Source organism: Rhizobium grahamii CCGE 502, assembly GCF_000298315.2.
GTDB lineage: Bacteria > Pseudomonadota > Alphaproteobacteria > Rhizobiales > Rhizobiaceae > Rhizobium > Rhizobium grahamii.
Window position 1 is genome coordinate 110,749 of sequence record NZ_AEYE02000031.1, and the last position, 24,875, is coordinate 135,623.

At 60.6% G+C, this 24,875-nt stretch carries 27 protein-coding genes; 13 read left to right on the plus strand and 14 right to left on the minus strand.

Going from position 1 to position 24,875, the window contains the following annotated elements; translation table 11 throughout:
- Position 1: 1 nt before the first annotated feature.
- From trhO to RGCCGE502_RS25090, 3 genes are read right to left on the minus strand one after another with little or no spacing between them, the layout of a single operon-like run.
- Positions 2-943: an oxygen-dependent tRNA uridine(34) hydroxylase TrhO gene (gene trhO / locus RGCCGE502_RS25080; RefSeq protein ID WP_016557009.1), complete on the minus strand. Its 942-nt coding sequence runs from the start codon at positions 941-943 to the stop codon at positions 2-4.
- Positions 944-989: 46 nt separating this feature from the next.
- On the minus strand, positions 990-1,898 hold the full coding sequence (locus RGCCGE502_RS25085; protein WP_016557010.1) for a CHAD domain-containing protein: 909 nt from the start codon (positions 1,896-1,898) through the stop codon (positions 990-992).
- Positions 1,876-2,364, minus strand: coding sequence for a CYTH domain-containing protein (locus RGCCGE502_RS25090; protein WP_016557011.1), 489 nt, complete (start codon positions 2,362-2,364; stop codon positions 1,876-1,878). Before RGCCGE502_RS25090 ends, RGCCGE502_RS25085 begins: the two co-directional genes overlap by 23 nt.
- 156 nt (positions 2,365-2,520) lie before the next feature.
- Here RGCCGE502_RS25090 and RGCCGE502_RS25095 point away from each other — a divergent pair, with 156 nt between their 5' ends.
- From RGCCGE502_RS25095 to RGCCGE502_RS25110, 4 genes are all read left to right on the plus strand, one after another.
- The gene (locus RGCCGE502_RS25095) at positions 2,521-3,159 is read left to right on the plus strand and encodes a 2-dehydro-3-deoxy-phosphogluconate aldolase (RefSeq protein WP_016557012.1); all 639 of its coding nucleotides are present in this window, start codon (positions 2,521-2,523) and stop codon (positions 3,157-3,159) included.
- A 108-nt stretch (positions 3,160-3,267) separates the two neighbouring features.
- Positions 3,268-3,978 (plus strand): tellurite resistance TerB family protein, encoded by a 711-nt coding sequence (locus tag RGCCGE502_RS25100; protein WP_016557013.1) that lies wholly within the window; start codon positions 3,268-3,270, stop codon positions 3,976-3,978.
- 70 nt (positions 3,979-4,048) lie between these two features.
- The gene (locus tag RGCCGE502_RS25105; RefSeq protein WP_016557014.1) at positions 4,049-4,741 is read left to right on the plus strand and encodes a GNAT family N-acetyltransferase; all 693 of its coding nucleotides are present in this window, start codon (positions 4,049-4,051) and stop codon (positions 4,739-4,741) included.
- Positions 4,738-4,953: a hypothetical protein gene (locus tag RGCCGE502_RS25110; protein WP_016557015.1), complete on the plus strand. Its 216-nt coding sequence runs from the start codon at positions 4,738-4,740 to the stop codon at positions 4,951-4,953. Before RGCCGE502_RS25105 ends, RGCCGE502_RS25110 begins: the two co-directional genes overlap by 4 nt.
- Before the next feature lie 16 nt (positions 4,954-4,969).
- Here RGCCGE502_RS25110 and RGCCGE502_RS25115 read toward each other — a convergent pair whose 3' ends face one another.
- The 3 genes from RGCCGE502_RS25115 to RGCCGE502_RS25125 all read right to left on the minus strand — a co-directional run bounded on the left by RGCCGE502_RS25115 (position 4,970) and on the right by RGCCGE502_RS25125 (position 7,665).
- Entirely contained in the window at positions 4,970-5,989 is a 1,020-nt protein-coding gene (locus tag RGCCGE502_RS25115; RefSeq protein ID WP_244441795.1) for a nickel/cobalt transporter, read from the minus strand.
- A gap of 53 nt (positions 5,990-6,042) precedes the next feature.
- Positions 6,043-6,684: a DUF1007 family protein gene (locus RGCCGE502_RS25120; RefSeq protein ID WP_016557017.1), complete on the minus strand. Its 642-nt coding sequence runs from the start codon at positions 6,682-6,684 to the stop codon at positions 6,043-6,045.
- Positions 6,685-6,771: 87 nt separating this feature from the next.
- Positions 6,772-7,665 (minus strand): LysR family transcriptional regulator, encoded by an 894-nt coding sequence (locus RGCCGE502_RS25125; RefSeq protein WP_016557018.1) that lies wholly within the window; start codon positions 7,663-7,665, stop codon positions 6,772-6,774.
- A 568-nt stretch (positions 7,666-8,233) separates the two neighbouring features.
- On the opposite strand from RGCCGE502_RS25125, the gene odc2 reads away from it, so the two are divergent.
- The 4 genes from odc2 (at position 8,234) to RGCCGE502_RS25145 (ending at position 12,268) form a co-directional block, all read left to right on the plus strand.
- Positions 8,234-9,367 carry an ornithine/lysine decarboxylase gene (gene odc2 / locus RGCCGE502_RS25130; protein WP_016557019.1) on the plus strand — a complete coding sequence of 378 codons (1,134 nt, stop codon included), beginning with the start codon at positions 8,234-8,236 and terminating at the stop codon, positions 9,365-9,367.
- A gap of 88 nt (positions 9,368-9,455) precedes the next feature.
- On the plus strand, positions 9,456-10,046 hold the full coding sequence (locus tag RGCCGE502_RS25135; protein ID WP_016557020.1) for a GNAT family N-acetyltransferase: 591 nt from the start codon (positions 9,456-9,458) through the stop codon (positions 10,044-10,046).
- A 917-nt stretch (positions 10,047-10,963) separates the two neighbouring features.
- Complete coding sequence (locus RGCCGE502_RS38995; RefSeq protein ID WP_016557022.1) at positions 10,964-11,170, plus strand: DUF6719 family protein; 207 nt, start codon at positions 10,964-10,966, stop codon at positions 11,168-11,170.
- An 87-nt stretch (positions 11,171-11,257) separates the two neighbouring features.
- Positions 11,258-12,268, plus strand: a complete 1,011-nt coding sequence (locus RGCCGE502_RS25145; protein WP_016557023.1) for a serine hydrolase domain-containing protein — start codon at positions 11,258-11,260, stop codon at positions 12,266-12,268.
- A 109-nt stretch (positions 12,269-12,377) separates the two neighbouring features.
- On the opposite strand, the gene RGCCGE502_RS25150 is transcribed toward RGCCGE502_RS25145, so the two are convergent.
- From RGCCGE502_RS25150 to RGCCGE502_RS25165, 4 genes are all read right to left on the minus strand, one after another.
- Positions 12,378-12,875 (minus strand): GNAT family N-acetyltransferase, encoded by a 498-nt coding sequence (locus RGCCGE502_RS25150; protein ID WP_016557024.1) that lies wholly within the window; start codon positions 12,873-12,875, stop codon positions 12,378-12,380.
- A 5-nt stretch (positions 12,876-12,880) separates the two neighbouring features.
- Positions 12,881-13,870, minus strand: a complete 990-nt coding sequence (locus RGCCGE502_RS25155) for a WD40 repeat domain-containing protein (RefSeq protein ID WP_016557025.1) — start codon at positions 13,868-13,870, stop codon at positions 12,881-12,883.
- Positions 13,870-14,982, minus strand: a complete 1,113-nt coding sequence (locus tag RGCCGE502_RS25160) for a CobW family GTP-binding protein (RefSeq protein WP_016557026.1) — start codon at positions 14,980-14,982, stop codon at positions 13,870-13,872. Before RGCCGE502_RS25160 ends, RGCCGE502_RS25155 begins: the two co-directional genes overlap by 1 nt.
- A 125-nt stretch (positions 14,983-15,107) precedes the next feature.
- Positions 15,108-15,899, minus strand: coding sequence for a creatininase family protein (locus RGCCGE502_RS25165; RefSeq protein ID WP_016557027.1), 792 nt, complete (start codon positions 15,897-15,899; stop codon positions 15,108-15,110).
- A gap of 173 nt (positions 15,900-16,072) precedes the next feature.
- Between RGCCGE502_RS25165 and RGCCGE502_RS25170 the strand changes: the two genes are divergently transcribed.
- From RGCCGE502_RS25170 to RGCCGE502_RS25180, 3 genes are all read left to right on the plus strand, one after another.
- Positions 16,073-16,585, plus strand: coding sequence for a MarR family winged helix-turn-helix transcriptional regulator (locus RGCCGE502_RS25170; protein WP_040675642.1), 513 nt, complete (start codon positions 16,073-16,075; stop codon positions 16,583-16,585).
- 121 nt (positions 16,586-16,706) lie between these two features.
- On the plus strand, positions 16,707-17,729 hold the full coding sequence (locus RGCCGE502_RS25175; protein ID WP_016557029.1) for a LacI family DNA-binding transcriptional regulator: 1,023 nt from the start codon (positions 16,707-16,709) through the stop codon (positions 17,727-17,729).
- Positions 17,730-17,748: 19 nt separating this feature from the next.
- Positions 17,749-18,696 carry a 2-hydroxyacid dehydrogenase gene (locus RGCCGE502_RS25180; protein ID WP_016557030.1) on the plus strand — a complete coding sequence of 316 codons (948 nt, stop codon included), beginning with the start codon at positions 17,749-17,751 and terminating at the stop codon, positions 18,694-18,696.
- 25 nt (positions 18,697-18,721) lie between these two features.
- Here RGCCGE502_RS25180 and RGCCGE502_RS25185 read toward each other — a convergent pair whose 3' ends face one another.
- Positions 18,722-19,093, minus strand: a complete 372-nt coding sequence (locus RGCCGE502_RS25185) for a COG4315 family predicted lipoprotein (protein WP_016557031.1) — start codon at positions 19,091-19,093, stop codon at positions 18,722-18,724.
- A 243-nt stretch (positions 19,094-19,336) separates the two neighbouring features.
- Between RGCCGE502_RS25185 and RGCCGE502_RS25190 the strand changes: the two genes are divergently transcribed.
- Positions 19,337-20,239, plus strand: a complete 903-nt coding sequence (locus tag RGCCGE502_RS25190; RefSeq protein ID WP_016557032.1) for an adenylate/guanylate cyclase domain-containing protein — start codon at positions 19,337-19,339, stop codon at positions 20,237-20,239.
- Positions 20,240-20,260: 21 nt separating this feature from the next.
- Here RGCCGE502_RS25190 and RGCCGE502_RS25195 read toward each other — a convergent pair whose 3' ends face one another.
- Positions 20,261-21,034, minus strand: a complete 774-nt coding sequence (locus tag RGCCGE502_RS25195) for a gamma-glutamyl-gamma-aminobutyrate hydrolase family protein (protein WP_040675644.1) — start codon at positions 21,032-21,034, stop codon at positions 20,261-20,263.
- Positions 21,035-21,328: 294 nt separating this feature from the next.
- Between RGCCGE502_RS25195 and RGCCGE502_RS25200 the strand changes: the two genes are divergently transcribed.
- Positions 21,329-22,438 carry a TRAP transporter substrate-binding protein gene (locus RGCCGE502_RS25200; RefSeq protein ID WP_016557034.1) on the plus strand — a complete coding sequence of 370 codons (1,110 nt, stop codon included), beginning with the start codon at positions 21,329-21,331 and terminating at the stop codon, positions 22,436-22,438.
- A gap of 60 nt (positions 22,439-22,498) precedes the next feature.
- Here the strand turns inward: RGCCGE502_RS25200 and RGCCGE502_RS25205 are convergent, their stop codons facing one another.
- Both RGCCGE502_RS25205 and RGCCGE502_RS25210 read right to left on the minus strand, forming a co-directional pair.
- On the minus strand, positions 22,499-24,037 hold the full coding sequence (locus RGCCGE502_RS25205) for a TRAP transporter large permease (protein ID WP_016557035.1): 1,539 nt from the start codon (positions 24,035-24,037) through the stop codon (positions 22,499-22,501).
- A 21-nt stretch (positions 24,038-24,058) separates the two neighbouring features.
- Positions 24,059-24,598, minus strand: a complete 540-nt coding sequence (locus RGCCGE502_RS25210; protein ID WP_016557036.1) for a TRAP transporter small permease subunit — start codon at positions 24,596-24,598, stop codon at positions 24,059-24,061.
- Positions 24,599-24,875 lie beyond the last annotated feature (277 nt).

A 24,875-nucleotide genomic window follows, 5' to 3' on the forward strand; every position in this document is an offset into this window, starting at 1 on the left:
TTCAGCTTCCGATGTGCTTCTGGCCACGCTTCTTGGCAAGCGCGATCTGGTGCTGCCGCTGCCGGTAGCGCAGGCGGTCATCCTCGCTACGCGTGTGGTAGCAGTTGCTGCAGGAAACACCTTCCTCGTAGTGAGATGAGGAAATCTCCTCGGCCGTAATCGGATTGCGGCAGGCGTGGCAGAGCTTGTGCTCGCCTTCCTTGAGGCCATGCTCGACCGAGACGCGTTCGTCGAAGACGAAGCAGGCACCGTCCCAGAGGCTTTCTTCCTGCGGAATCTCCTCGAGGTATTTCAGGATGCCACCCTTGAGGTGATAGACCTCGTCGAAGCCCTGCTCCTTCATGAAGGCGGTTGCCTTCTCGCAGCGTATGCCGCCGGTGCAGTACATCGCGATCTTCGGCTTGTTGTGCAGGCCGGTGTTGTTGCGCACCCAATCCGGAAACTCGCGGAAGGTCTTGGTGTTCGGATCGACGGCGCCGCGGAAGATTCCGATGGCCGTCTCGTAGTCATTGCGCGTGTCGATGACGATCGTATCGGGATCGGAGATGAGCGCATTCCAATCCTGGGGGGCGACATAGGTGCCGACCACCTGGTTGGGGTCGATGTTCTCGACGCCCATGGTGACGATCTCTTTCTTCAGCTTCACCTTCATGCGCAGGAAAGGCATCTTCGACGCACGGCTTTCCTTGTGCTCGAGCGCGGCAAATTCCGGCTGAGCCCGCAGAAACGCGAGCACGGTCCTGATGCCGGTATCCGGGCCGCCGATCGTGCCGTTGATCCCCTCGTGAGCCAGCAGCAGCGTGCCCTTCACGCCGTTCTCTTCGCAGAGTGCCTGCAGCGGCTCGCGCAGGCTTTCGAAGCGCGGGAAAGAAACGAAATGGTAGAGAGCCGCAACGAGGAACGGGCTCGTCGCAGACGTTGGGTGTGTCAGCGTGTCTGTCATACGGCTGCAAATACAGCTTTCCGGGTTTTCGCGCAATTGGGGCGATTCAGCTCACCTGTGCGCGCCAGAGCAACTCGATCCGATCCGCTTCCTCCTGCGGATCATCGCCGAAGACGTCTTCTGCCCGCTCCAGTGCCGCACGTCGATCTTCCTGCTGGCGGAAGATGATCGCATCGAGCAGACGTGCGAGGTCGTCGGCATTCGGAAAGTGTTGTGGTTCCGCCTCCACCAGTGCGCATAGCACGTCGAGGTCATGGATATGGCCGAGCAGATCGATCAGGCTGCTCGTCACCTCGTATTTCGCCTTCATTGCAGCAGGCCAGAGTGGCCGAAGCAGCCGTTGGTAAGCCCGGTAGTCCTGCGCCCGCTTGCGCAATGTGTGAAAGGTTTCCGCCGAGGCTTCGGCCCGGCAATGCTCGATGGCCTTCCTCGCTTTCGATGTTGTATCGCGCCAGCCCTTGGCAACAAGCCGTGCGTTCCTGCGCGGACCGCCGTTGAAGTGGACCGCTTCAACGGCCGCTATCGCGTCCCTCAGGATTCCCGGCGCCTCGGTGAGTTTCCCGTCGATGTCCGCTTCTGCTTCGGCCATGTGGTCGCGCCGGCTTTCCAGGGCCGCGACAATGCGGCCAAGCGCTTTCGCCTCTGCCGCATTGCGGGCGGTTGTTTTCAGGTAGCCGACGGTCTCGATCAGGGCAGTCGCGTCCCGGATAGCGGAAAGTAACATTGCGAGATCACGAAGCCGGGCGTTCTCACGCTCGCGAAACTCCGGCACTTCGCTGGCCACCAAGCGATAAAGGGAGCGCACGCGCTTCAGGTTTTTGCGAAAGGCATGGATCGCCTCGTGCTTGCCCTCCGGTCTTTCTTCAAGTGTACGGATCGCATGAGACATCTGGCCGGCGGCAGCCTTCCTGAACTCTGCCGTGAAACTGTGGTCAGGCCGTATGCGAAAGGGCATGCCGATCGTGCTCGTACTCAGTGGCAAGCGCTTGATTTGAATAACGGAAATCGCCTGTGACCTCGCGGCCGACCCATGAGGGAAGCGAAGGATTGTCACCCTCCGAGCGCATCTCCACTTCGGCGATCACCAAGCCACGGTGCTGCCCGGCGAACACGTCAACCTCCCAAACGAAACCGCCATGGGGAACACGATACCGGGTTTTCTCGATGATGATGCCGATTGCGTCGTCGAGCAGTTGCTCGGCGTCGGAGACGGGGATGTCGTATTCGAATTCGTCGCGAGTCAGCGTACTCCGGCCGATCTTGACGGTCAGTCGTGCCTTCACATTGTCGAGCACGCGCACGCGCACCGAGCGGTCGTCCATCGAGGCGATATAGCCCTGCTTGAAAACGGATTTTGTCTCAGCTCCAGCGCGCCAGGAATCGCCGTGCACCAGAAACTTCCGCTCGATTTCCTTCGCCATTTCCGGTGAACCTTGTGTGACGATTTTATTACGCTAGCCTAATTTTATCGCGATGGGTACCCATAGTATTCCAAAGATGTGTTTCGGCTCGACAAAGCTTACCCTTGAGGTTATTTCGGGTCCGGAATTCAATCGTTTCAAAAGGATCACGCGGCCATGGGCGAAAAGACAGAAAAGCTCCTTTCCATCCTGAAACTCCAGCCTGTTGTTCCGGTCCTGATTGTCGATGACGTCAAGTCCGCCGTTTCTCTGGCGCGCGCTCTTGTCGCAGGCGGTTTGAAGGCAATCGAGATCACCATGCGCACGCCCGCTGCGCTCGATGCCGTTCGTGCCGTTGCCGACGAGGTCGAAGGTGCCGAGGTCGGGGCTGGCACCATCCTCAATGCCGCTCACTGGGATGCTGCGGTTGCCGCCGGCTCCAAGTTCGTCGTCAGCCCGGGTGCAACACAGGAATTGCTCGACGCTGCGCGCAAGTCGTCGGTTCCGCTGCTGCCGGGTGCTGCGACGGCAAGTGAAGTTATGGCGCTGCGCGAGGAAGGCTATCAGGTTCTGAAGTTCTTCCCGGCAGAACAGGCTGGCGGCGCTGCTTATCTCAAGGCGCTGTCCTCGCCGCTATCAGGCACGGTCTTCTGCCCGACGGGCGGCATCTCGTTGAAGAATGCAAGGGATTACCTGTCGCTGCCGAACGTCATCTGCGTCGGCGGCTCCTGGGTTGCGCCGAAGGAACTGGTCGCCGCTGGCGATTGGGACAGCATCACCAAGCTCGCATCGGAAGCAGCTGCCCTGAAGGCCTGATTTCGCGGGAAACTCGCACGCGATGCAGGCGGAGGCTCCGCCTGCATTTGTATTTCCAGCGTCAATACCTATCTCCCCTCTGGCCTCTAGACAGGGAGATGATGAGGAATGTTCGACGCGAAAAAGCTTCTTGAGCAGTTCTTGGGTTCGCAGGTGCCGGGGGTCGGCGGCTCCGTCAAGGACCGTGCCGGCGACGCGATCCAGATGGCCAAGGACAATCCGTGGAAGGCAGGCGCGCTTGCGACCGTGCTCCTTGGAACCAAGACTGGCCGCAGCATCGCTGGCAATGCACTGACGATCGGTGGCCTGGCGGCAATCGCCGGCCTCGGCTATCAGGCCTACAAAAATTACCAGGCAGGGCAGGCGCCAGCAACACCCTCCGATGCGCCGCCGCCAAAGACAGCAGTGCTGCCGCCGCCCGCTGACTCCGGATTCGGGGCGGCTTCACCGGCTCAAAGCAACGAATTCGTCCTCGTTCTCATCCGCGCCATGATCGCAGCGGCAAAGGCTGATGGCCATATCGACGACGGCGAGCGCGCGCTCATTCTCGACAAGATCAAGGCTGCCGATGTCAGTGGCGAAGCCGCCGCCTTCATCGAACGGGAGCTGTCGCAGCCGACGGATATCGATGCGCTGGTTGCAGCCGCTGCGACCGAGGAGCAGCGGGTCGAACTCTATACCGCATCGCGCCTGACCATTGAGCCGGATTCACGCGCCGAGCGTGGCTATCTCGATCTGCTGGCCGGCCGCCTCGGCCTTCCCGATGCGCTTGTCGATCACATCGAGGCAACGGTGTCATCCGCCAAGATCAGCTTGTAAGGGTACCAATCGGCCAGTTGCCTTTCCCGGGCGGCTGGCCTAAGCCATGTCTCCTAATCTGGAGGAGCGCATGCGCGATCTATCGAATTTCAAGGGTTGCCCGGCACCCCAGCCGGTAACCCTCAAGGGCCGGTTCGTCACGGTCGAACCCTATGTTCGCGAGCAGCATCTGCAAGAGCTGTGGGATGGGCTGGGCGGCATGGCGATCAACCCCCTGCTGCGCTACTTCGCGCAGCCCGATTTCACCGGCGTCGAAGATTTCTCCAATTGGCTGCAGTCGGTCGCCAAATCGGGTTGGCTGACGCACATTTTCCGCGACAATGCCTCCGGCAAGATCGTCGGCATGGCGAACTACATGCGGGCCGATCCAGCCAATGGCGTGATCGAAGTGGGCGGTGTTGCGCACGGCGCTGATATGAAGCGCTCGCCGCTCTCCACGGAAGTCCACTATCTGATGGCCAAGCATGTCTTCGAGGAGCTTGGCTACCGGCGCTACGAGTGGAAATGCGACAATCTGAACGAGGCGAGCAAGACGACGGCTGCCCGCTACGGATTCACCTTCGAAGGCGTGTTCCGCCAGCACATGATTTCCAAGGGCCGCAACCGCGATACGGCGTGGTTTTCGATGATTGATTCCGAATGGCCCGCCCTGAACGCGGCATTCGAGGCATGGCTGTCTCCCAACAATTTTGACGCGGACGGCAAGCAGAAGCGCCGGCTGGAAGATCTTCGCGCTGAGATCAGCAAGGAAACAGCCGCATGACGGCTCCGAAATCGGAAGGCCGTTCGCAGGCAATTGCGGCGGCCATCATCCTCGTGGCCGCCGGCATCGTCCTCTATTTCATGCCGACTATCGTGCTCGCACTCGGCAGCTACTCGCCGTATCTTGCGGCCGGTGTCGGCGCCTGCCTGATCCTTGCCTTCTTCGTCGTGTTCTGGCTGAGAGCACGCTATCAGCGCCGGCGCGGCAAGTAGCGCTGCAGCCGTTCGACTAGCCTTGTAGCGAGGCGCCGAGCAGCAGCGCGCCCATGGCAATCACCAGCAGGGCGCCCAGAATTTCGATCGAATTCCCAACCCATACCGAAGCCGCCGAGCCGCGGCCGGCAAGCCGCATCGCCGTGCCCTTGGCGGTGACGGCAAGCGTCGCCAGGATCGCGACCGTTATCGCAGTGCCGAGCGACATGGCGATCACTGACAGCATGCCACCGAGATAGAGGCCATTCAGAAGCGAGAAGGTCATCACAAGCAATGCGCCGGAGCAGGGGCGCAGGCCGACCGCAATGATGGCTGACCAGGCTTCGCGGATATTGAACTTCTCTCCCCCGAGCAGCGATGGATCGGGCATGTGCGATTGCCCACAGGTCTCGCAGGCCATGCCCGCGATGAATTTGTGGCCGGCCCTAAGCGCGTCGGCTTCGCCGAAGGCGTAGCCCGAGCCTTGCGTCTGCGCTTCATTGTCCTTCCAGTCCAGCATCATGCTGACGGGACCGGAAGAGGTTGCCATGGCCTCGCGGTTCGATATGCCGGCGGTAAGCACCCGCAGTTTGCGAAAGAGCAGCCAGCAGCCGAAGAGGATGACCATGACGAAGCTGGCGATCTCCATCGCCTGCGTCGCTGCGGTCAGGGTTATGCCGGTGCCACGAAGCACCAGCCATGCGCCGCCGACCAACGCGATGGCGACCAGTCCCTGCAGGAAGGCCGAGACGAAGGAGATGGTTACGCCGCGCTTCAGCTCGATTTCGTTGGCGATCATGTAGGACGAAATGACAGCCTTGCCGTGTCCCGGACCGGCGGCATGGAAGACGCCGTACGCAAACGAGAGGCCGATCAGTGTCCAGAGATGCCAGGAATCCTCGCGCATGGCGCGCAGGGCGCTCGTGAGAGCACGATAGAAGGCCTGCTGCTGGGCGTTGATGTAGAGGAGGACGGGAGCGAGCGGGCCGCCTGTCGGCTGGAAGCTCGGCTCCGACGTGCCGATGCCGAGTGGCGACTGCGCATGGGCAACGGCCATGCCCGCGACGAGCACCAATGCGGCGCCAAGCGCAACCGGCCGAAGCTCGTGCCTCAGCATGTCAGATCGAGCCGCGTCGCGAAGAGCTTCGACATGTTCGTCCCCGTCGGGTCGTTGAAGAAGGCATCGGTCAAGGATTGCTTGTTTTCGGCGATCACTTGGTCAGCATCGGGGCGGACAACCTGGTGCTTGCAGCTCTTGAAGCTGTCTCCGACCAGGACGAGCTCATTGTCGCTCGGAAAGTCGATCGAGGTGTAGAGCGTCGGATCGTAGACGCCGAAAGTCAGCCGTCCCTTGAGCGGCATCCTTTCCGCCGGCTTGACCGCGAAGAACATCAGGAGCTGGCCCTGCTTGTAGTCCACATGGATCAGGTCGGGCTTCTCGACCTTGATATTCTTACCGTCCATCGTGAGGTTCATGTAGTAGTCGTAATCGACCAGCGAATCCCGTACCGTCTTGCCGACCTCGGCCAGCTCGTTCGGATCGAGCTTCAGGTCGGTGTTCTTGTCGAAATCCATGACGACCGATGACGAGAAGACCTCGTCGAAACGCCAGACGTTCCGCAGTTCGGCAATATTGCCGTCGTCGTTGGCGACGACCTCAAGCCTTGCCTCAACGAATACATGCGGATGCGCAAAGGCGGCGGCTGGCAGAAGCGACAGGAGCGACGCCATCAGGAATGTCGATTTCTTCATGCGTGCTCTTGTTGCGGGATCCCAAACTCTCCTGATTCCTCGCCAGAAAATGGGACGGAATTGGGACCGGCCCCGGCGGGCGGCGGATCAGGAGTGCTTCTTGAACCAATTGTGAAGATAGTCGACGAAGATGCGCACCTTGGCCGGCAGATACCGCCGATGCGGATAGACGGCATAGATTCCGCGATCTGTCGGAATGTAATCGTTGAAGAGCGTTACAAGTTCGCCATTCTCGATCGGCTTGCGGGCGATGAAATCGGGAATCAGCGCAACGCCAATGCCGGCAAGGGCTGCACGCAGCGTTGCATGCGGGCTGTTGACCTCCATCGGGCCGGTGACGGCAACCGCGAAAGAGGTGTTGTCCGGATTGTAGAAGCGGATGCTGCCCTGGCTACGCGAATTCGTGTCGATGATGAAGGGGACGTTCGAGAGGTCCGAGGGATGCGCGAGATCGGGATGACGTTCCACGAAATCGGCCGTCGCGCAGAGATGGACGCGGAAATCCGAGATCTTTCGGGCGATCATGCCGGAGTCCTCGAGCTTGGTCACGCGGATGGCGACGTCGAAGCCTTCCTCGATAAGATCGACGAATCGGTCGTCGGCGGCAATCTCCAGCGCGAGATCGGGATTTTCCCTGGCGAAATCGATCAGCGACTGGCCGACATCGGCATCGACGAAGGTTCGCGGCACGGAAACCTTCAGCCGGCCCTTCAGCTGCGCGTTGTTCTCGCGCACCAGATCGGCGAGATTGTCGATCTCCTTGAGGATGTCGGAAGCGGTGCGATAGTAAGTGTGGCCGGCTTCCGTCATGGAGAACTGGCGGGTCGTGCGATTGAGCAGCAGGGCGCCGAGTTCGTCTTCAAGTTCGCGGACATATTTGGACAGCAGCGCCTTGGACCGGCCAGTGCGCCGCGCCGCGGCCGAAAAGCCTTCCGCTTCAACGACATCGATGAAGGCGCGGATGCGAGTGAGCGTGTCCATGGTGGTCTCCCCAAAAAAGCGCCGAACCGCCATTCAAATCAGTCAGTTGCGGGTCGTTTCGCCACGTTGAACAAATTGCGGTGTATTGTTCAAATATTTTCTGCCGGGAGATGCGAAAAAACCGCTTGATTATGTCCGCGAATATTCCTATTTCGGGATCAGCCCAAAGTCGCACGTGCCCATGGGTGTCCGCCGAACCCTCGAATTGGTGAGGAAATTCGGTAAGGTACCTGGAATTAACCCCTCCAGTCGCTATTCCGGCCAACCGGAAAATGCGAGGACGCCTGAAGCAACGACGGTGCGGGCCTTTTTGTTCTCTCCCTGCTTTCCATCAGCGGGGGTTACTGAAGAGGCACACCTTCATTGCCGGAAGTGCGGTAGGGAATCCCCTCCAATCCATGGCAGACAAAGCCGGATCCATGTCGCTTACGCGGCGTTGATTCATCATTCGCGCATTCGAGCGCTTGCTAAGGTTCCGGGGTCTCCACCGGCTGGTTCCTAGGCGAGTGAGCGGCTGCCCTTTGTCCTCCGGTTTTTCCGGAGCTCTGGAATTGGAAAAGGGATTGATATGACCACTCAGCGCATCCGCGACTTTCTCGCAACCCGACGTCCCGACGGTCCCTGCCTCGTGGTCGACCTCGACGTCGTGCGCGACAATTTCTCCGCTTTCCGTCATGCAATGCCGGACAGCGCGATCTACTACGCCGTCAAGGCAAACCCGGCTCCTGAGGTCCTGAAGCTGCTCGCCGACATGGGCTCCAACTTCGATTGCGCGTCCGTCGCTGAAATCGAAATGGCGCTCAACGCCGGTGCGACCGCTGCCCGTATCTCCTACGGCAACACGATCAAGAAGGAACGCGACGTTGCCCGCGCGCATGCGCTCGGCGTCAGCCTCTTTGCGGTTGATAGCCACGAGGAAGTCGAGAAGATCTCGCGTGCCGCTCCCGGCGCCCGCGTGTTCTGCCGCGTTCTGACCGATGGCGAAGGCGCTGAATGGCCGCTCAGCCGCAAGTTCGGCTGCGTGCCACAGATGGCCGTCGATGTCCTCGTCTACGCGCATCAGCTCGGCCTCGAGTCCTACGGTGTGTCGTTCCACGTCGGTTCGCAGATGACCAAGGTCGATGCCTGGGATGCGGCTCTTGCCGATGCCAAGCGCGTCTTCGTCCAGCTGGCCAAGCAGGGCATCCACCTGCAGATGGTCAACATGGGCGGCGGCTTCCCGACCAAGTATCTGCGCGACGTTCCGTCGGCGGAAGCTTACGGTCGTGCGATCTACCAGAGCCTTCGTGACCACTTCGGCAACAACCTGCCGAAGACGATCATCGAGCCGGGCCGCGGCATGGTCGGCAACGCCGGCGTCATCAAGACGGAAGTCGTGCTGATCTCAAAGAAGTCCGACAACGACGCCGCTCGCTGGGTGTTCCTCGACATCGGCAAGTTCGGCGGTCTGGCCGAAACGATGGACGAAGCCATTCGTTACCCGATCCGCACCGAGCGCGACGGCGACGAAATGGAGCCCTGCGTGATTGCCGGCCCGACCTGCGATTCCGCAGACGTGCTTTACGAGAAGAATCTCTACCCGCTGCCGCTCACTCTCTCGATCGGCGACGAGATCCTGATCGAAGGCACCGGCGCCTATACCACCACCTACTCGGCGGTCGCGTTCAACGGCTTTGAGCCGCTGAAGGCCTATATCATCTGATTAAGCTCGCCCCGTAGCCAGCCGGGGCGGCACCTTCACAATGATCTGACGATACCGTTTGAAACGGTTTTGAGTTCGGGAGGCCACGATGGCCGCTGTTCTTGATTCTGTCCGCGCATATTTTGCGCCTTCTGTCTTCACCATCGACGCCGAAAACCCCGGCGATGTCGTGGCGCGCGAAAACCTGCTTGATCGCGCCATGGGCCCGAACCGCCGCAAGAAGTCGTCGGAAAAGATCCGACGCGGCCGTGTGCCCGCGGAAGGCTTGGCGCTGGTTGCGCGTGACCGCGACGGTCACGTCATCGGCACCGTTCGCCTCTGGAACGTCGAGGCCGGCGTAAACGCGGACGCGACCGCGATCAACGCGCTGCTGCTCGGACCGCTGGCGGTCGATTGCAGCTTCGAAGGCAAGGGCGTTGGTTCGGCGCTGATGCGCGCCGCCATCCTCGAAGCGAAGAACCGTGGGCACGGCGCGATCCTGCTCGTCGGCGATGCCCCTTACTACGAGCGTTTCGGCTTCTTTGCCGAGAAAGCTCAACATCTCGTCATGCCGGGTCCCTTCGAACGCGCGCGCTTTCTGGCGTTGGAGTTGGTCGAAGGCTGGCTTGACGGCGCGGCCGGCATGATCGTCCCCTCGGGACGGATGCTGACAAGCGCCCCGGTCCGCAGGGCGGCGTGATCGGCAGAGCCTCTCCCCTGATGGGGAGGGGCTTTTTGTTTCCTGTTTTTGGGAATTCGAGTTTAGAGACGCCGGAAGAACCGGCGAACGCTTAGCCTAAACTTTTACGACTGCTTGCCCCCTCAGGCTTCAAATCATTTCACGACGCTTGCGTCGATCATTTGAGTTCCGGCAGTCTGAACGACATTTTCAGGTATAGCGGCGATGAAGAACATCGTGAAAGCATAAACCGCGAATATAGTCGCTGCGGCAGTGGCCCTTAGAATCATTCATGCACTCCTATTCTCAGGAGTTCAATGTGGGCTCAAAAAGCGGCTTTCCCAAGAGTTTTCTGAACGCCAGATGAACAAAAAACTGTGAGAGCAAAAATTAATGATATTTTAGCAACACCTGAGTTTCACCCCGAAGGGGATGAAATTCCCGGTTTGTTCTGGCCAATGTGCAATAATGTCAATCATATAGATGAAAGTTTGGGCAGAAGTTTTCCTCGTTGACACCGGGCCGCTCTATGATCTCCTCGTCATCGGGCAGGGAGCCGGGTTCATGAACCGGTCCGCTTTCCGTTCATATTTCGGCGCTCGATGATGGTTGCCAGGGCTGGGTCGGATACCGTCAGGGTTGAAGATTCGCCGGTGAATTGGGATCGGGAGACGCTCCTGCCGATCCCGAGAAGCCGGAAGGCCGCCGCAATCGGGCAGGTGATCCAACCTGACATTCCACTCCATCACTCCAATCGCCTGCCCACCTCCCATCCAGCAAAACCGTCGCGAAGCACTCTCCGCGCGTCGCTTGGGTTGCCTGCGCGAGTGCCGGCTTACGCCTTTCGGCTTCGTTGTGCCGGCCTTCTTTCGGTAAGATAGTAAATTAGCAATGTTGAGCCTGAGGGTGTGCAAATGGGACGTTTAATATTGGTTCTGATGTCCACTTCGTTGCTCCTCGCCGCCGCCAGTTCCGCGCCGGCAAGCGCCGCGATCCGGACCGTCACATCGAAGCCGACCTTGGAGTCGTTGGCGCCGGGCCAATCGGTGCTTTATGACGACAAGAAATGTCCGAGCGGCATGATCGCCAAGTACAGAAAGGCGCCGAAACGGACCTCGATCAGCCGCACTTGCGTGCATCAGTGAACGCCCACCGATCATAAACTTTCACGTCCGCGTGAGCCGCATCGCGCGGGCGATGATTTTGCGGCGCGCCCGCGTTAGCTCAGCGGAATGATTACGCGCCTCGCTCTTGTTGTCGTTGTCCTGCTGTCGCCACTTGCTGCCTTCGCGCAGCAGGAATACGGCCGGACGGTGGCTCTCCTGGAGAGTTTATCGTCACGCGCAGATCTCAAGCCACTGAAGGCCGTGATCGTCGCCAGAGACGGGCGGACCGTGGCGGAGCAAGGATATCGCGGCCACACGACGACCGAGTCCGTCAACATCAAGTCCGCGTCGAAATCGATCATTTCAAGCCTCGTCGGCATTGCGATCGAGAAGAAGCTACTCGAGGGCCCTGATCAGCCGATCGCTCCCATCTTGAAAGCCGACCTGCCTGCCGATCCCGATCCGCGCCTCAACCAGATCACGATTGGCAATTTGCTCTCCATGCAGGCGGGGCTCGGGCGGCTCTCCGGTCCCAACTACGGCCGCTGGGTTGCCTCGCGCAACTGGGTGCGGTTCGCGCTTGCGCAGCCTTTCGACGACGAGCCCGGCGGCCGGATGCTTTACTCGACTGCCTCCACGCACCTCCTCTCAGCGATCCTGACGAAGATCAGCGGCAAGTCGACGCTGGCGCTCGCCCGCGAATGGCTGGCACCCGTCGATGGTTTTCGGATCGGGGCCTGGGAACGGGACCCGCAAGGGATCTATCTCGGGGGCAACCAGATGGCGATGACCGCGCGCTCGCTGCTGGCCTTCGGGGAACTCTACCGCAACGGCGGCAAGACGCCGAGCGGGACGCAGGTCGTTCCGGCGGACTGGATCACGCAGTCCTGGCAGCATCGCACCAATTCGCGCTTCTCTGGCGATGACTACGGCTATGGCTGGTTTTCGCGTCAGATCGGCGGGGAAGAGGTCCATTTCGCCTGGGGCTATGGCGGCCAGATGCTTTATGTCGTCCCTTCGCTCGGAATGACTGTTGTGATGACATCGGAGGAAACCGGCCCATCCGCGCGCACCGGCTATCGCGATGCCCTGCATGGTGTATTGGCCGAGATCATCGCCGCCAGCCGCCCGAGCTGATCAACGATCTAGGCAGACTCGTCTTCGACTCTCCAGCATTCGCGTCGCTCTGGGAGCAACTACGGCTTCAGCGCGAGAAACACCGGCGTAGGCTGGATGCGGCGAGGGACTAAGTGTCTGAAGGATTCCCTTCGTCGCTCAATGACGGCGGGCGGCGCCAGCGATACAGAACATCAGGCTCCCGCTCCTCGTTGCCAGCGCCGTCCGTCTCTTTCATGGCGACAAAACCGTGACGCTCGTAGAACCGTCGCGCGCTCGTGTTTCTTTGAAACGTCCAGAGCTCGATTTCGTCCATCTCCTCTTGAGCCCGACGAAGGAGCATCGTGCCGATGCCGTTGGCCTGGAAGTCGGGAAGGACGTAGAGCTGATCGATTTCATTTTCGCCATAAGCGATAATAGCGACCAGTCTTTGAGCTGAGACGGCCCCGAGTATCGTGCGGTTGGGAAGAAGCTGCGTGCGCCAGTAAGCCTCGTCTTCTTCCGGGGTATGAACATCCGGCAACCAGGGGAGCCGCCCCCAAAGCGCGAGACGACGCAGCATTGCGGCGTCTCGCATATGTTTGGCCTCAAGCCGGATAATGTCGGGCTGTTGCATCCCGCGGCGCATGGCGGCTAGGCCGCGATGTCCACGACGCCGCAATCGCCGGCTTCAGAGGCGAAGGCCAGCAGCTTGCCGTTCTTGCTCCAGCTCATCGAGGTGATCGCGCCCTTGCCAGGGCGGCGCAGCAGCGCTTCCTTGCTGTCGTTGAGACGTACGGCGAGGATCATCCCGTCGATGAAGCCGATCGCAAGGATGTCCTCCACCGGATGGAACTTGACCGACGTTGCCATGATGTTGGCGCGGGTGCCAAGTTCGAGCGGCGCCTTGCCCATCGGGCCATCCTTGCCCTGGAAGGGCCAGACGATGGCTGCCGGTGCGCCCGAGGAGGCGAGCCACTTGCCCTTCGCCGACCAGGACAGCGACTTCACCTTGGCGGGGTAGCCAGTCATGCGCATGTGGCGTGCGTCCGCGCCGACCTTGCTGTCGAGCTTCCAGCCGTGCAGCGCGTTTTCCTGCATCGTGGTGACGAGGAAGTTGCCGTCGGGCGAGAAGGTGACGCCGGTGTGGGCGCCTTTCCATTCGAGATCGGCGGGCTTGGCAGCGGTGCCGACCCAATGCAGCGAAACGCCGTTATAGCGCGCCGCCGCAATGCGCATGCCCTTCGGCGCGAAGGCCAGGCCTTCGACAGTGCGCTCTTCGGTAAATTCCTTGGTCGTACCATCGGCGAGGCGGACGAAGGCGCTCTTGCCGTAGGAGTAGGCGATGGCGCCCTGCGGGCCGGCGGCAAGCTGGGAAATCCACTTGCGCGGCGCATTGGCGAGTTCTGTGACGTTGGCGTCGGCCGTGATGCGCAGCACCTTGCCGTCTTCGCCGCCGGAAATCAGGCTATCGCTATAGGGGTCGCGGATGCAGCTCAGCATGCCGTGATGGGCTTCGGTCACCTTCTCGCCGCCGTCGAGGCGGTGAAAGGTGCCAGCGGCATTGGCGAAGAAAGGGGTGTCACCTAAAAATTCGACGGCCAGGATATGGCCGTCGAGATCAAACGGGGCAACTGTCGGCATCAGGCTGCCGCCTCGCACGCCTTGAAGGAGGCTTCGAGCTTTTCGCGGTCGAGTTCGCGGCCGATGAAGACGAGGCGGGTTTCGTGCTTCTCGCCATCCTTCCACGGACGCTGATGATCACCTTCGACGATCATGTGGACGCCCTGAATGACATAGCGCTCGGGGTCGTCCTTGAAGGCGATGATGCCCTTGAGCCGCAGGATGTTCGGGCCCTGTGTCTGGGTGATCTTCTGGACCCAGGGGAAGAAGCGTTCAGGGTTCATCTCGCCGCCGCGCAGCGAGACCGACTGGACCGTCACGTCATGGATCGGCGACATCGCGCCATGATGATGGTGGTCATGGTCATGATCATGATGGTGATGATGGTCATGATCGTGGTCGTGATCATGCGCATGGTGATGATGGTCGTGGTCGCAATCCGGGCCGCAGACGTGATCGTCGTGGTCATGATCGAGGAAATGCGGATCGTTCTCCAGCGCGCGCTCAAGGTTGAAGGCGCCCTGATCGAGAACGCGCGCCAGATCGACGCCCGAACGGCTTGTCTTGTAGACGCGGGCCGATGGGTTGATGGCGTGGACGACGTCCTCGATCTGCGCCAGTTCTTCCGGCGTCACGAGGTCCGTCTTGTTGATCAGTACGACATCGGCAAAGGCGATCTGGTCTTCGGCTTCGCGGCTGTCCTTCAGGCGTAGCGGCAGGTGCTTGGCGTCGACGAGGGCGACAACCGCATCGAGTTCCGTCTTGGCGCGAACGTCATCATCCATGAAGAAGGTCTGGGCGACCGGTACTGGGTCGGCAAGGCCGGTGGTTTCAACGATGATGCCGTCGAAACGGCCGGGGCGGCGCATCAGGCCTTCGACGACGCGGATCAGGTCGCCGCGCACGGTGCAACAGACGCAGCCGTTGTTCATTTCATAGATTTCTTCGTCGGATTCGACGATCAGGTCGTTGTCGATGCCGATCTCGCCGAACTCGTTGACGATGACCGCATATTTCTTGCCGTGGTTCTCCGACAGGATGCGGTTGAGCAAGGTCGTCTTGCCGGCGCCGAGGTAGCCGGTGAGGACGGTAACGGGGATTGGCTTCTGCTGGGTGGGGATCGCGTCGGTCATAAGAACCTCGAGAGATGGCACGCCCGGGGGCGGGGCTGAAAATTCGTCGGTCTCATATAAGGAGTTGCGCGCGGCAGTTCAAAGGGATTCGTATGTTATAAGATCACATCGCGACGGCAAGGGTTTCAATCGAGCTCCGCCGCGTCAAATGCATCGACATCCTCGAGCAGTTCGACCAGGCCTTTTACGGAATGCGCGATCAGCGCCTCGCCCTTCTCCGCTGTCGCAAGCGATGCGTTGCCCGCGACACCCGATGGGCTGAGATCCTGCATCTTCCACCCAAAAGCATGGGGGCCGTAGGCACGCAGATGCTTGAAGCGGGCGGCAAAATCGGACTGACGGGAGGGAAAATCGCGGGCCTTGCTCATGTCGACCTTGTCGGGATGAAGCGCCAGCATCACCGAGGTCTCGATATCGCCGCCGTGGATGTCGATCGCCTTCGCCTTGGGCGAGATGACACCGGCGGGAACGCCGAAGCGCGTCCAGCTGGTGGCGACGGCCAGCATATCGAACCGGACCCGGGCCTCGGTCGCGACGATCGTCATTAGCGGCGAGTTGCCGCCATGGGCGTTCAGCATCACGAACTTGCGAATACCCGTCTCCGCGAGCCTTTGAGCAATGCCCAGCCAGCGTTCGACGGCCTCGCCATATGTCAGCGTTTGTGTACCCTTCACGTCCATATGCTCGACCGAGTAGCCGACCTCTTCCGTGGGCAGAAACGTCGCCGGCAAGGCGGCGGGAAGTGCGGCTTTGAGCCGGGCAACGATGCCCCTCGCGATCAGGGTGTCGGTATCGAAAGGCAGATGCGGACCATGCTGTTCATGCGCGCCAAGCGGCAGAACGGCGATCCATTGACGGCGGTCTGCGGGCGTCAGGTTCGGATCGTTATCCGCGAAGTCGCGAGAAGGCTCCGTCATCCGGCTAAGACCTCTTGTTTATGACGAAATGATGCGCGATGTCATTGTGCAGCGTTCTCAATGCTTAGCGCATAACCCCTTAAATCGAAATCGATTTGGGGGAGGTGATCATGAAATGTTCCTGCTCCCCACACGGAAGGGGTGCGCAACGCAGCAAAGTCAAAGGGATGGCGATGGGGAAGAAGCACAAGGACGGAAAGAAGCAGAAGTCCAAGAAAAAGGACCAGACCGAATATACCGTCGTCGATCTTTCGCCGGCTTTGACGCAGGCAGCACGCTCGATGCGAACCGTCCTTTCACGCAATCTCCTCGAAAGCGGCCTTTATGCGGGTCAGGACGGCGTGATCCTTTCTCTGGCTGAAAGCGACGGGATGACGGCCGGCGGGCTGGCCCACAAGCTCGGCGTCAAGGCGCCGACCATGACGCGCACGATCGGACGCATGGAGGCGCAAGGCTTCCTCGAGCGCAAGCCGGACGCAGAAGATGCCCGCCTGACCAAGGTCTACCTCACCGAGCTTGGTCGCGGCAGCGTGCAGGCAATCGAAACGGCAGGGTCGGCCTGCGACCACATGGCGACCCAGGAGTTTTCCGAGAAGGAAATCCGCAATCTGGTCCGTCTTTTAAAGGCCATCGATGCCAATCTGCAGTCGGCCGCGATCCCGTTCGACGAGCCTGAGGAAATCTGACAAGTTTGTGAAATTACGAATTGCCTCGCTGCGTTTAATCTTTTAATTAAACATTTTAATAAGGCTCGGCCGCTCCATCGGCTGAGTGCACAGAAATCCGCGCGTTGCCTGGGGAGGACACGTGGCACAAAAGATCAAGCTTTCGACGATCGCCGAAACGCTCGGCATTTCAACAGCAACCGTATCTCTTGCCTTACGTGACAGCCCGCTCGTGGCTGGCGCCACCCGAGACAAAATCAAGGAACAGGCGCGGGCGCTCGGCTATATCTACAACCGCCGCGCCGCCAGCCTGCGCACGTCTCGTTCAGGCATCATCGGTGTCGTTGTGCATGACATCATGAATCCGTTCTACGGCGAAATCCTGAAGGCGATCGAAAGCGAACTCGATCGCAGCCGCCACACCTTCATTCTGTCGAACCACTACGACTCGGTCGAAAAGCAGCGCACCTTCATCGAGACGTTGCTGCAGCTCGGCGGCGACGGCGTCATCATGTCGCCGGCGATCGGTACGCCGCAGGAGGACATGCAGCTTGCCGAAGACAATGGCATGCCGGCGATCCTGGTTGCCCGTTCGCTGGACGGCTTGGACCTTCCGACGTACCGCGGCGACGACAGCTATGGCATTTCGCTCGCCACCAATCACCTGATCGGCCTGGGCCACAGCTCGATCGCGATGATCGGCGGCACCGACCAGACCTCGACGGGGCGCGATCGTTACCAGGGTTACGTCAACGCGCTGCGCAAGGCGGGCATAGACGTCGACCCGGGCTTGCGCATCCCCGGCCCGCGCTCGATGCAGGGCGGCTTCGAAGCGGCGGTGCACTTCCTGTCGCTGCCGCAGAAGCCGACGGCTGCCGTCTGCTGGAACGACCTCGTCGCGATCGGCCTGATGAACGGCATTGCCCGCGCTGGTCTCGTCCCGGGCAAGGATATCTCGGTCACCGGCTACGACGACCTGGAGGAAGCTTCGATCTCGATGCCGGCGCTGACGACGGTATGGAATGGCCAGGCAGAAGTTGGACGCCTTGCGGCTCGCGCGCTTCTTGATCGTCTCGCCGGCAGCCACGAGCCTGACGGGCTCCATCTCATCAAGCCGGAGATGCGCATCCGCCAGTCGACCAGTCCTCATCGCCCGCGCCCATAGCAAGCCAAAAGGAAATGCCATGTCCCGCATCGCTGTTCTCGTTCCAGGGAAGATACACGAGCGCGTCCTGATACGCCTGAAGGAGAGCTTCGATGTTATCGAAGGCAATCCGTCGGCGCTTGGCGCGGAGGCGGTCGGAAAGATTCGCGGTGTCGCCGTCTCCGGCACGTTCGATGCGGCTGCAATCGACAGTCTTCCGAGTGTGGAACTGATCTCCAGCTTCGGCGTCGGTTACGATGGCGTCGACGCCAAGCATGCTGCGAGTAAGGGCATCATCGTCACGAACACGCCCGACGTGCTGAACGACGAGGTCGCCGATACGGCGATCGGGCTCTTACTGAACACGATTCGCGAGTTTCCGCGTGCGGAGAACTGGCTGCGTGCCGGCAACTGGAAGCTGGGGCAAAACTATCCGCTGTCGCGTTTCTCCCTCAAGGGGCGGCATGTCGGAATCTACGGCCTTGGGCGGATCGGCCAGGAAATCGCCAAGCGCCTGGAGCCGTTCAAGGTCAAGATCAGCTATCACACGCGCACGCGCCACCCCGATGCGCCGTATGGCTATTATTCGTCGCTGAAAGATCTCGCCGAGGCCGTCGATACGCTGATCTCCATCGTCCCGAAGACACCACAGACCCATAAGACCATAAATGCGGAAATCCTGTCCGCACTCGGACCTGACGGCGTCTTCATCAACGTGGGGCGCGGCTGGACAGTGGACGAGGATGCACTTGCTCAGGCGCTGAAGTCCGGAACCATCGGTGCCGCCGGGCTCGATGTTTTCTACGACGAGCCGAACGTCCCTACTCGGCTGCTCGATCTGCCGAACGCCGTGCTTCTGCCGCACCTCGCTTCAGGCTCGGTGCCGACACGGAATGCCATGGCGGATCTGGTTGTCGACAACCTCGTTGAGTGGTTCGGGAAGGGCAAGCCGCTGACACCCGTGCCAGAGACTCCGGTGGAGGCGTAACTCGCCCGTCCGAATAGCGACTCAGCTATTTGGCAACATGCCAGACGCCACCCATGCCATCGCCCTTCATGTCGCCTTCCATCTTGTCGTCGACAAACATATAGAGCGGCTTGCCTTCATAGGCCCACATTTCCTTGCCGTCCGCGGCCTTGACCAGCGTCCAGTCGCCTTCCGCCTTGGCCTTGGCCGCGGCATGGAAGGCTGGCCATTTCTTCAGGCAGGCCTTATCGCAATTTGACTTGTCCTTTGCATCCTTGTCGAAGGTATAGAGGGTCATGCCCTTTTCGGTTGCCAGGATCTTGCCCATCTTGGTATCGACCATCTTGGCCGGTTCGGCGGCAAATGCCGAGAGGGCACTCGTGGCCAGAACGGCCATTGAGAGCAACAGCGTTTTCATAATTTCCTCCCACTCGGGAGCGCCGGCGGAATGCCGGTAGTGCCCGATCTAACTGATAGAAACGCTCCATCGGGACACCCTGTTCCGCGATCATGGGTCTGCGGCGGAATGTCGCGGTCAGCGGGGCGTGCACGAGAGGTTTTTCGGCAACGTTCGGTCGCGTCAATTTACATCAATCACAATCGCGCATATTCATTTCGCTTCTCGGACGGCCTTGCGTTGATTGGGTAAAGGCGAGACATCATGAACGAAATGCGGCGCAAGCTGACGACCATCTTCTCTGCGGATGTTCAGGATTACACGCGACTGATGGGTGCCGACGAAGAGGGCACGCTTGCCATGCTGAAGTGGTCGCGCGATGCGATGTCGCGACTGATCGGCGCGCATGGCGGCCGGGTGATAAATACCTGGGGCGACGGGCTGATTGCCGAATTTCCGAGCGTCGTCGAAGCAGTCCGCGCCGCAATCGACGTGCAAAACGAACTCGTCGGCATGAACGCAGCTCGGCCGGCGGACGGGCGGATGCTCTACCGGATCGGCATCAATCTCGGCGATGTCCTCGCTGAGGGCGACGATATCTACGGCGACGGCGTCAATATCGCCGCCAGGCTTCAGGCTTCCGCACCGGCCGGCGGCATCGTGATTTCCAATACCGTCTATGATCAGGTTCGCAACAAGGTCGCCGTCGGCTTCGATTTTCTAGGAGCGCTGACGGTAAAGAACGTCAGCGAGGCGGTGCCAAGCTATGCCGTTCGGATCGGAGTAGAACCATCTGCAGGACCAGCTCCGGCGGCCGGTCCGTCGCCGGCAGTCGCAGCGTCCGAGCCGGTCCGCTTGTCTGACCCCAGGGTGCGGAAGATGGCCGGCGTGTTCGCGGTTGTCGCCATCGCTCTGTTGGTAATCAACCTGCTGTCGTGGCAGGGCGTGTTCTGGGCGGCGTGGCCGCTGCTTGCCCTTGCCTTCGTGGTCGCCATGGGGTGGGTCCGCAGCCAGAACCGTTTTGACCGGCGCATAGCCGGATTCGCGGTTGTCGGCATCGGGATCGTCATGATCAATCTGTTGTCATGGCACGGCGTATTCTGGGCCATATGGCCGCTTCTGGGCCTAGCCGTGACTGCCGGATTGCGATGGGCGATGCGCCGCTAGAAGCGACCGATCGGTCGGCGATCAGGCAGGTGTCTTTTCCCTTAGTAGCTTGCTTGCCGCGTAGTCCCTGACGGCGTCGCCGAAGGCCGTGAAGATCTGGTTCGATGGCTTGTCAGTCTCGGCCCAGTATTCCGGATGCCATTGAACACCGACCGCAAAAGCCGGAGCATCGATCACGGAGACCGCTTCGATCGTCCCGTCTTCGGCCACCGCCTCCGTCTGCAGGCGCGGGGCCGTCTTGGCGATGGCCTGGCGATGCAACGAGTTCACCCTGATTTCGCCCGGACCGACGATGCCCGCGATGCAGGACCCTTCCTTGACGAAGACGCTCTGGCGGATCGCGTACTTGCCGTCACGGTCAACCTCGGCCGGCGTGCGGTGATCCCATATGCCTGGCTGGTCCTGGATTTCGCTGGCAAGCGTGCCGCCCAAGGCGACGTTGAGTTCCTGAATGCCGCGGCAGATCGCGAGCAGCGGAATGGCCCGGTCGATGGCACGACGGATTAGCGGCAGGGTGGTGGCGTCACGGGCGATATCGAAAGGCCCGTCGGCGTCGGTCGCGGTTGCGCCGTAGTAAGACGGGTGGACGTTGCTGGCCGAACCGGAGACAAGGACGCCGTCGACGCGGTCCAGAATCGCGTCCGTTCCGTAGCCTTCCTCGAAAGCTGGAATGATGAAGGCCATGACGCCGGCGGCATTGAGCGCCGCGCGCACATATTGATGCTGGACGGCATGCCACGTCGCACCGTCGAAGGTGCGGATATCGGCAGGAACGGCGACGATCGGCTTCGTCATTTTGACCCCGGTCATAAGATGCGGTTGCTATTGTGAGAGCCGAGAACGGCTTGGAAGTCAACGTCTCGGCGCAATCGCAGGCAGAATTACGGCATTGTCGGCCACCGGCTCCGGCGAAGCCTGCCTAACTCGCTGATTTTGATGGAAATGCTTCTCGCCGCTATATTGCCGTCGTGATGCCAAAGACTAATGGGACAGTGCTTGAAACACGGTCGCCACCGTGCTTAGTTCGCCTATCGCTGCGGGCAAAGATGAGGGTTCACCTCGCAGTACCATCTATACGGGAGGTTTTTGATGGATCGTCGTTCATTCATGAAGAAGGCAGGGACCGCCGGCGCCAGTGCGGTTGCTGCCGCGGGCGCACTCGCAGCGCCTGCGATTGCACAAGAGAACCCCAAGATTTCCTGGCGTATGACGTCGTCGTTCCCGAAGAGCCTGGATACGATCTATGGCGCGGCCGACGATATCTCCAAGCACCTTGCCGCGGCGACCGACGGCAACTTCACCATTCAGCCGTTCGCGGCTGGTGAAATCATTCCGGGCCTGCAGGCCGCTGACGCCGTCAGCGCCGGCACCGTCGAGGCAGCCCACACCTGCTCGTATTACTTCGTCGGCAAGGATCCAACCTATGCGATCGGAACGGCGATCCCGTTCGGTCTCAATGGTCGCCTGACCAATGCCTGGTTCTACGAAGGCAACGGCAACAAGCTGATGAACGAGTTCTTCGCTACGCAGGGCATCTACGGCCTGCCGGCGGGCAACACGGGCGCCCAGATGGGCGGTTGGTTCCGCAAGGAAATCAATACGCTCGACGACCTGAAGGGCGTCAAGATGCGTATCGCCGGTCTGGCCGGCCAGGTCATCAGCAAGGTCGGCGTCATTCCACAGCAGATCGCCGGCGGCGACATCTATCCGGCGCTCGAAAAGGGCACGATCGATGCCTCGGAGTTCGTCGGGCCCTATGACGATCTGAAGCTCGGCCTGCACAAGGTTGCGAAGTACTATTACTATCCGGGCTGGTGGGAAGGTGGACCGACCGTCCATGCCTTCTTCAATCTGGAAAAGTGGAACAGCCTGCCGAAGCACTATCAGGCGGCGCTCACGGATGCCTGCGCCTTTGCCAACACCAACATGATGGCAAAGTACGACATGAAGAACCCGCCGGCGCTGAAGCAGCTGGTATCGGAGGGCGCCACGCTGCGTCCGTTCAGTCAGGAAATCATGGAAGCCTGCTTCCAGGCGGCGCTCGGCATCTACGCCGAGATTTCGGCATCGAACCCGTATTTCAAGAAGATCTACGAGGACCAGACCGCGTTCAAGCGCGATGCCTATCTCTGGGCGCAGCTGTCGGAGTACACCTTCGACACGTTCATGATGATCCAGCAGCGTGCCGGCAAGATCTGACAGGCAGCTCAGTAAGGACAAGGAAAAAGCCCCGGATTTCGATCCGGGGCTTTTTTGTTATCAGTTGATCTTGGGCGGCTGACTGAGATCCGTTGCCGGCGGCGGCGCGGGGGCCGGTGCTGGCGGTTGGCCGGGCAAGCCGTTCATCGGCGGCAAGGTCAAGCCAGGCATTTGTGGCGAGCCACCCGGCGCTCCGAGCGGCGGCAGCCCCAGGCCGTTGTTGCCGAAGCCCGGCACCTCGATCTTGATCGAGTTCGGATCGACCTTCGGCCCCTTGTCCAGCCAGTAGGTCACCGACTGCGGCCAGAAGATCACGATCGCTACGAGGATCAGCTGCATGCAGACCCAGGGCAGGGCGCCCATGTAGATGTCTGAGGTCTTGACGTTGCGATCGGCAATGGAGCGCAGGTAGAAGAGCGCGAAGCCGAAGGGCGGGTGCATGAAGCTCGTCTGCATGTTGACGCAGATCAGCACGCCGAACCAGATCAGGTCGATGCCGAGAGCGGAGGCCACCGGCGCCAGCATCGGAATGACGATGAAGGCGATCTCGAAGAAATCGAGGAAGAAGGCCAGCACGAAGATGAAGATGTTGACGAAGATCAGGAAGCCGACCGGGCCTCCCGGGATGCCCGACAGCATGTGCTCGATCCAGCGCGAGCCGTCCATGCCCTGGAAAACGAGGCTGAAGACGGTCGAGCCGATCAGGATCATCACCACCATCGAGGTGATATGCATGGTCGAGCGCATCGCCTCCTGCATCAGCGGCCAGGTGAGGCGGCGATGCATGGCGGCAAGCACCATGGCGCCGACGACGCCGAGCGCGCCTGCTTCCGTCGGCGTCGCGAGCCCCATGAAAATCGTGCCGAGAACGAGAAAGATCAGCACGATCGACGGCACCATGCCGGAGAGCACCCTGAACAGCAGGGACCAGTTGAAGTCGCCGCGCACTTCCTTCGGCAGCGGCGGCATGGAGGCCGGCTTCAGGATCGACAGGACCAGAATATAGCCCATGAAAATCGCGACCTGGAGGATCGATGGGCCGATGGCGCCGAGATACATGTCGCCGACCGACTTGCCGAGCTGGTCGGCAAGGACGACCAGCACGAGGGACGGCGGGATGACCTGGGTGATGGTGCCGGAGGCGGCGATGACGCCGGTCGCGAGCCTTGGGCTGTAGCCGTAGCGCAGCATGATCGGCAGCGAGATGACGCCCATGGTGATGACGGAGGCTGCGACCGTGCCGGTGATGGCGCCAAGCACGGCGCCGACCAGGATTACCGCGTAGGCGAGGCCGCCCGGAATGCGGCCGAACAGTTTGCCGGTTCCCTCGAGCAGGTCCTCGGCAAGGCCGCAGCGTTCCAGAATGGCGCCCATGAATGTGAAGAACGGGATGGCGAGTAGTAGATCGTTGGAGACGATGCCGAAGAAGCGCAGCGGCAGAGCCTGCAAGAAGGCTTCGCTGAAATGCCCGGTGGCGATGCCGATTATGCCGAAGAACAGGCCGACGGCAGCCAGCGAAAAGGCGACCGGAAAGCCGTAGAGCATGAAAAGGACCATGCCCACGAACATGGCCGGCGGAATGATGCCGAAATCAAACAATGGTATTCCTCCCGGTCCGGCTTACTGCAGCGGCTTTTCGTATGTGGTGTCGATCTGCATGTAGCCGGTGAGGGCCGCGATCCGCTTGATTAACTCGGATATGCCCTGAAGGGTCAGCAGCCCGAAGCCGAGGAACAGAACGAGCTTGACCGGCCAGCGGATCAGGCCGCCGGCATTGGCGGAGATCTCATGCTGCAGATAAGAGGCCAGGAAGAAGGGCCAGCAGAGCCAGGTCAGGAAGATGCAGGCGGGGATCAGGAAGACAATGAGCCCGATGATGTCGATCCAGATCTTGGCCTTGTCGGAGACGGAGCCGTAGATAAGGTCCACGCGCACGTGTTCGTTCATGCGCAGCGTATGGGCTGCGCCTAGCACGACGATGAAGGCGAAGAGATACCATTGGATCTCGAGCCAGCCGTTGGAGCTGTAGTTGAAAGAGTAACGGATCAGCGCGTTGGCTGCGCTGATCAGACAGCAAAGCAGCACCATGTATTCGGACAATTTGCCCATGAATTGGCTGACCGCATCGATCAGCCGGCTGACGGTCAGCAAAGCCGGCATGCCATTCCCCCTGTTATGTCGCGCGGTTTTATGCGCCTTTTATCTTTCCACCGGTTTAGACCACGGTTTTTTAAATTGAAAGGTCAAAGGGGGTATGTTGGAATATAGTAGTATAAGCCTTTCGCAACCCGCTTGGCGTTAGTGCTGAAGCATCTAAACAACCTGAAGCTAGGCGGGAAACGGCGAAAACTTCCCCGCATGGCTGCATAAGTCCTTGCAATCGCTAAAAATCACGCCAGGGTTTTGGAAAATTCGACAAAATGTATGGATTACACGA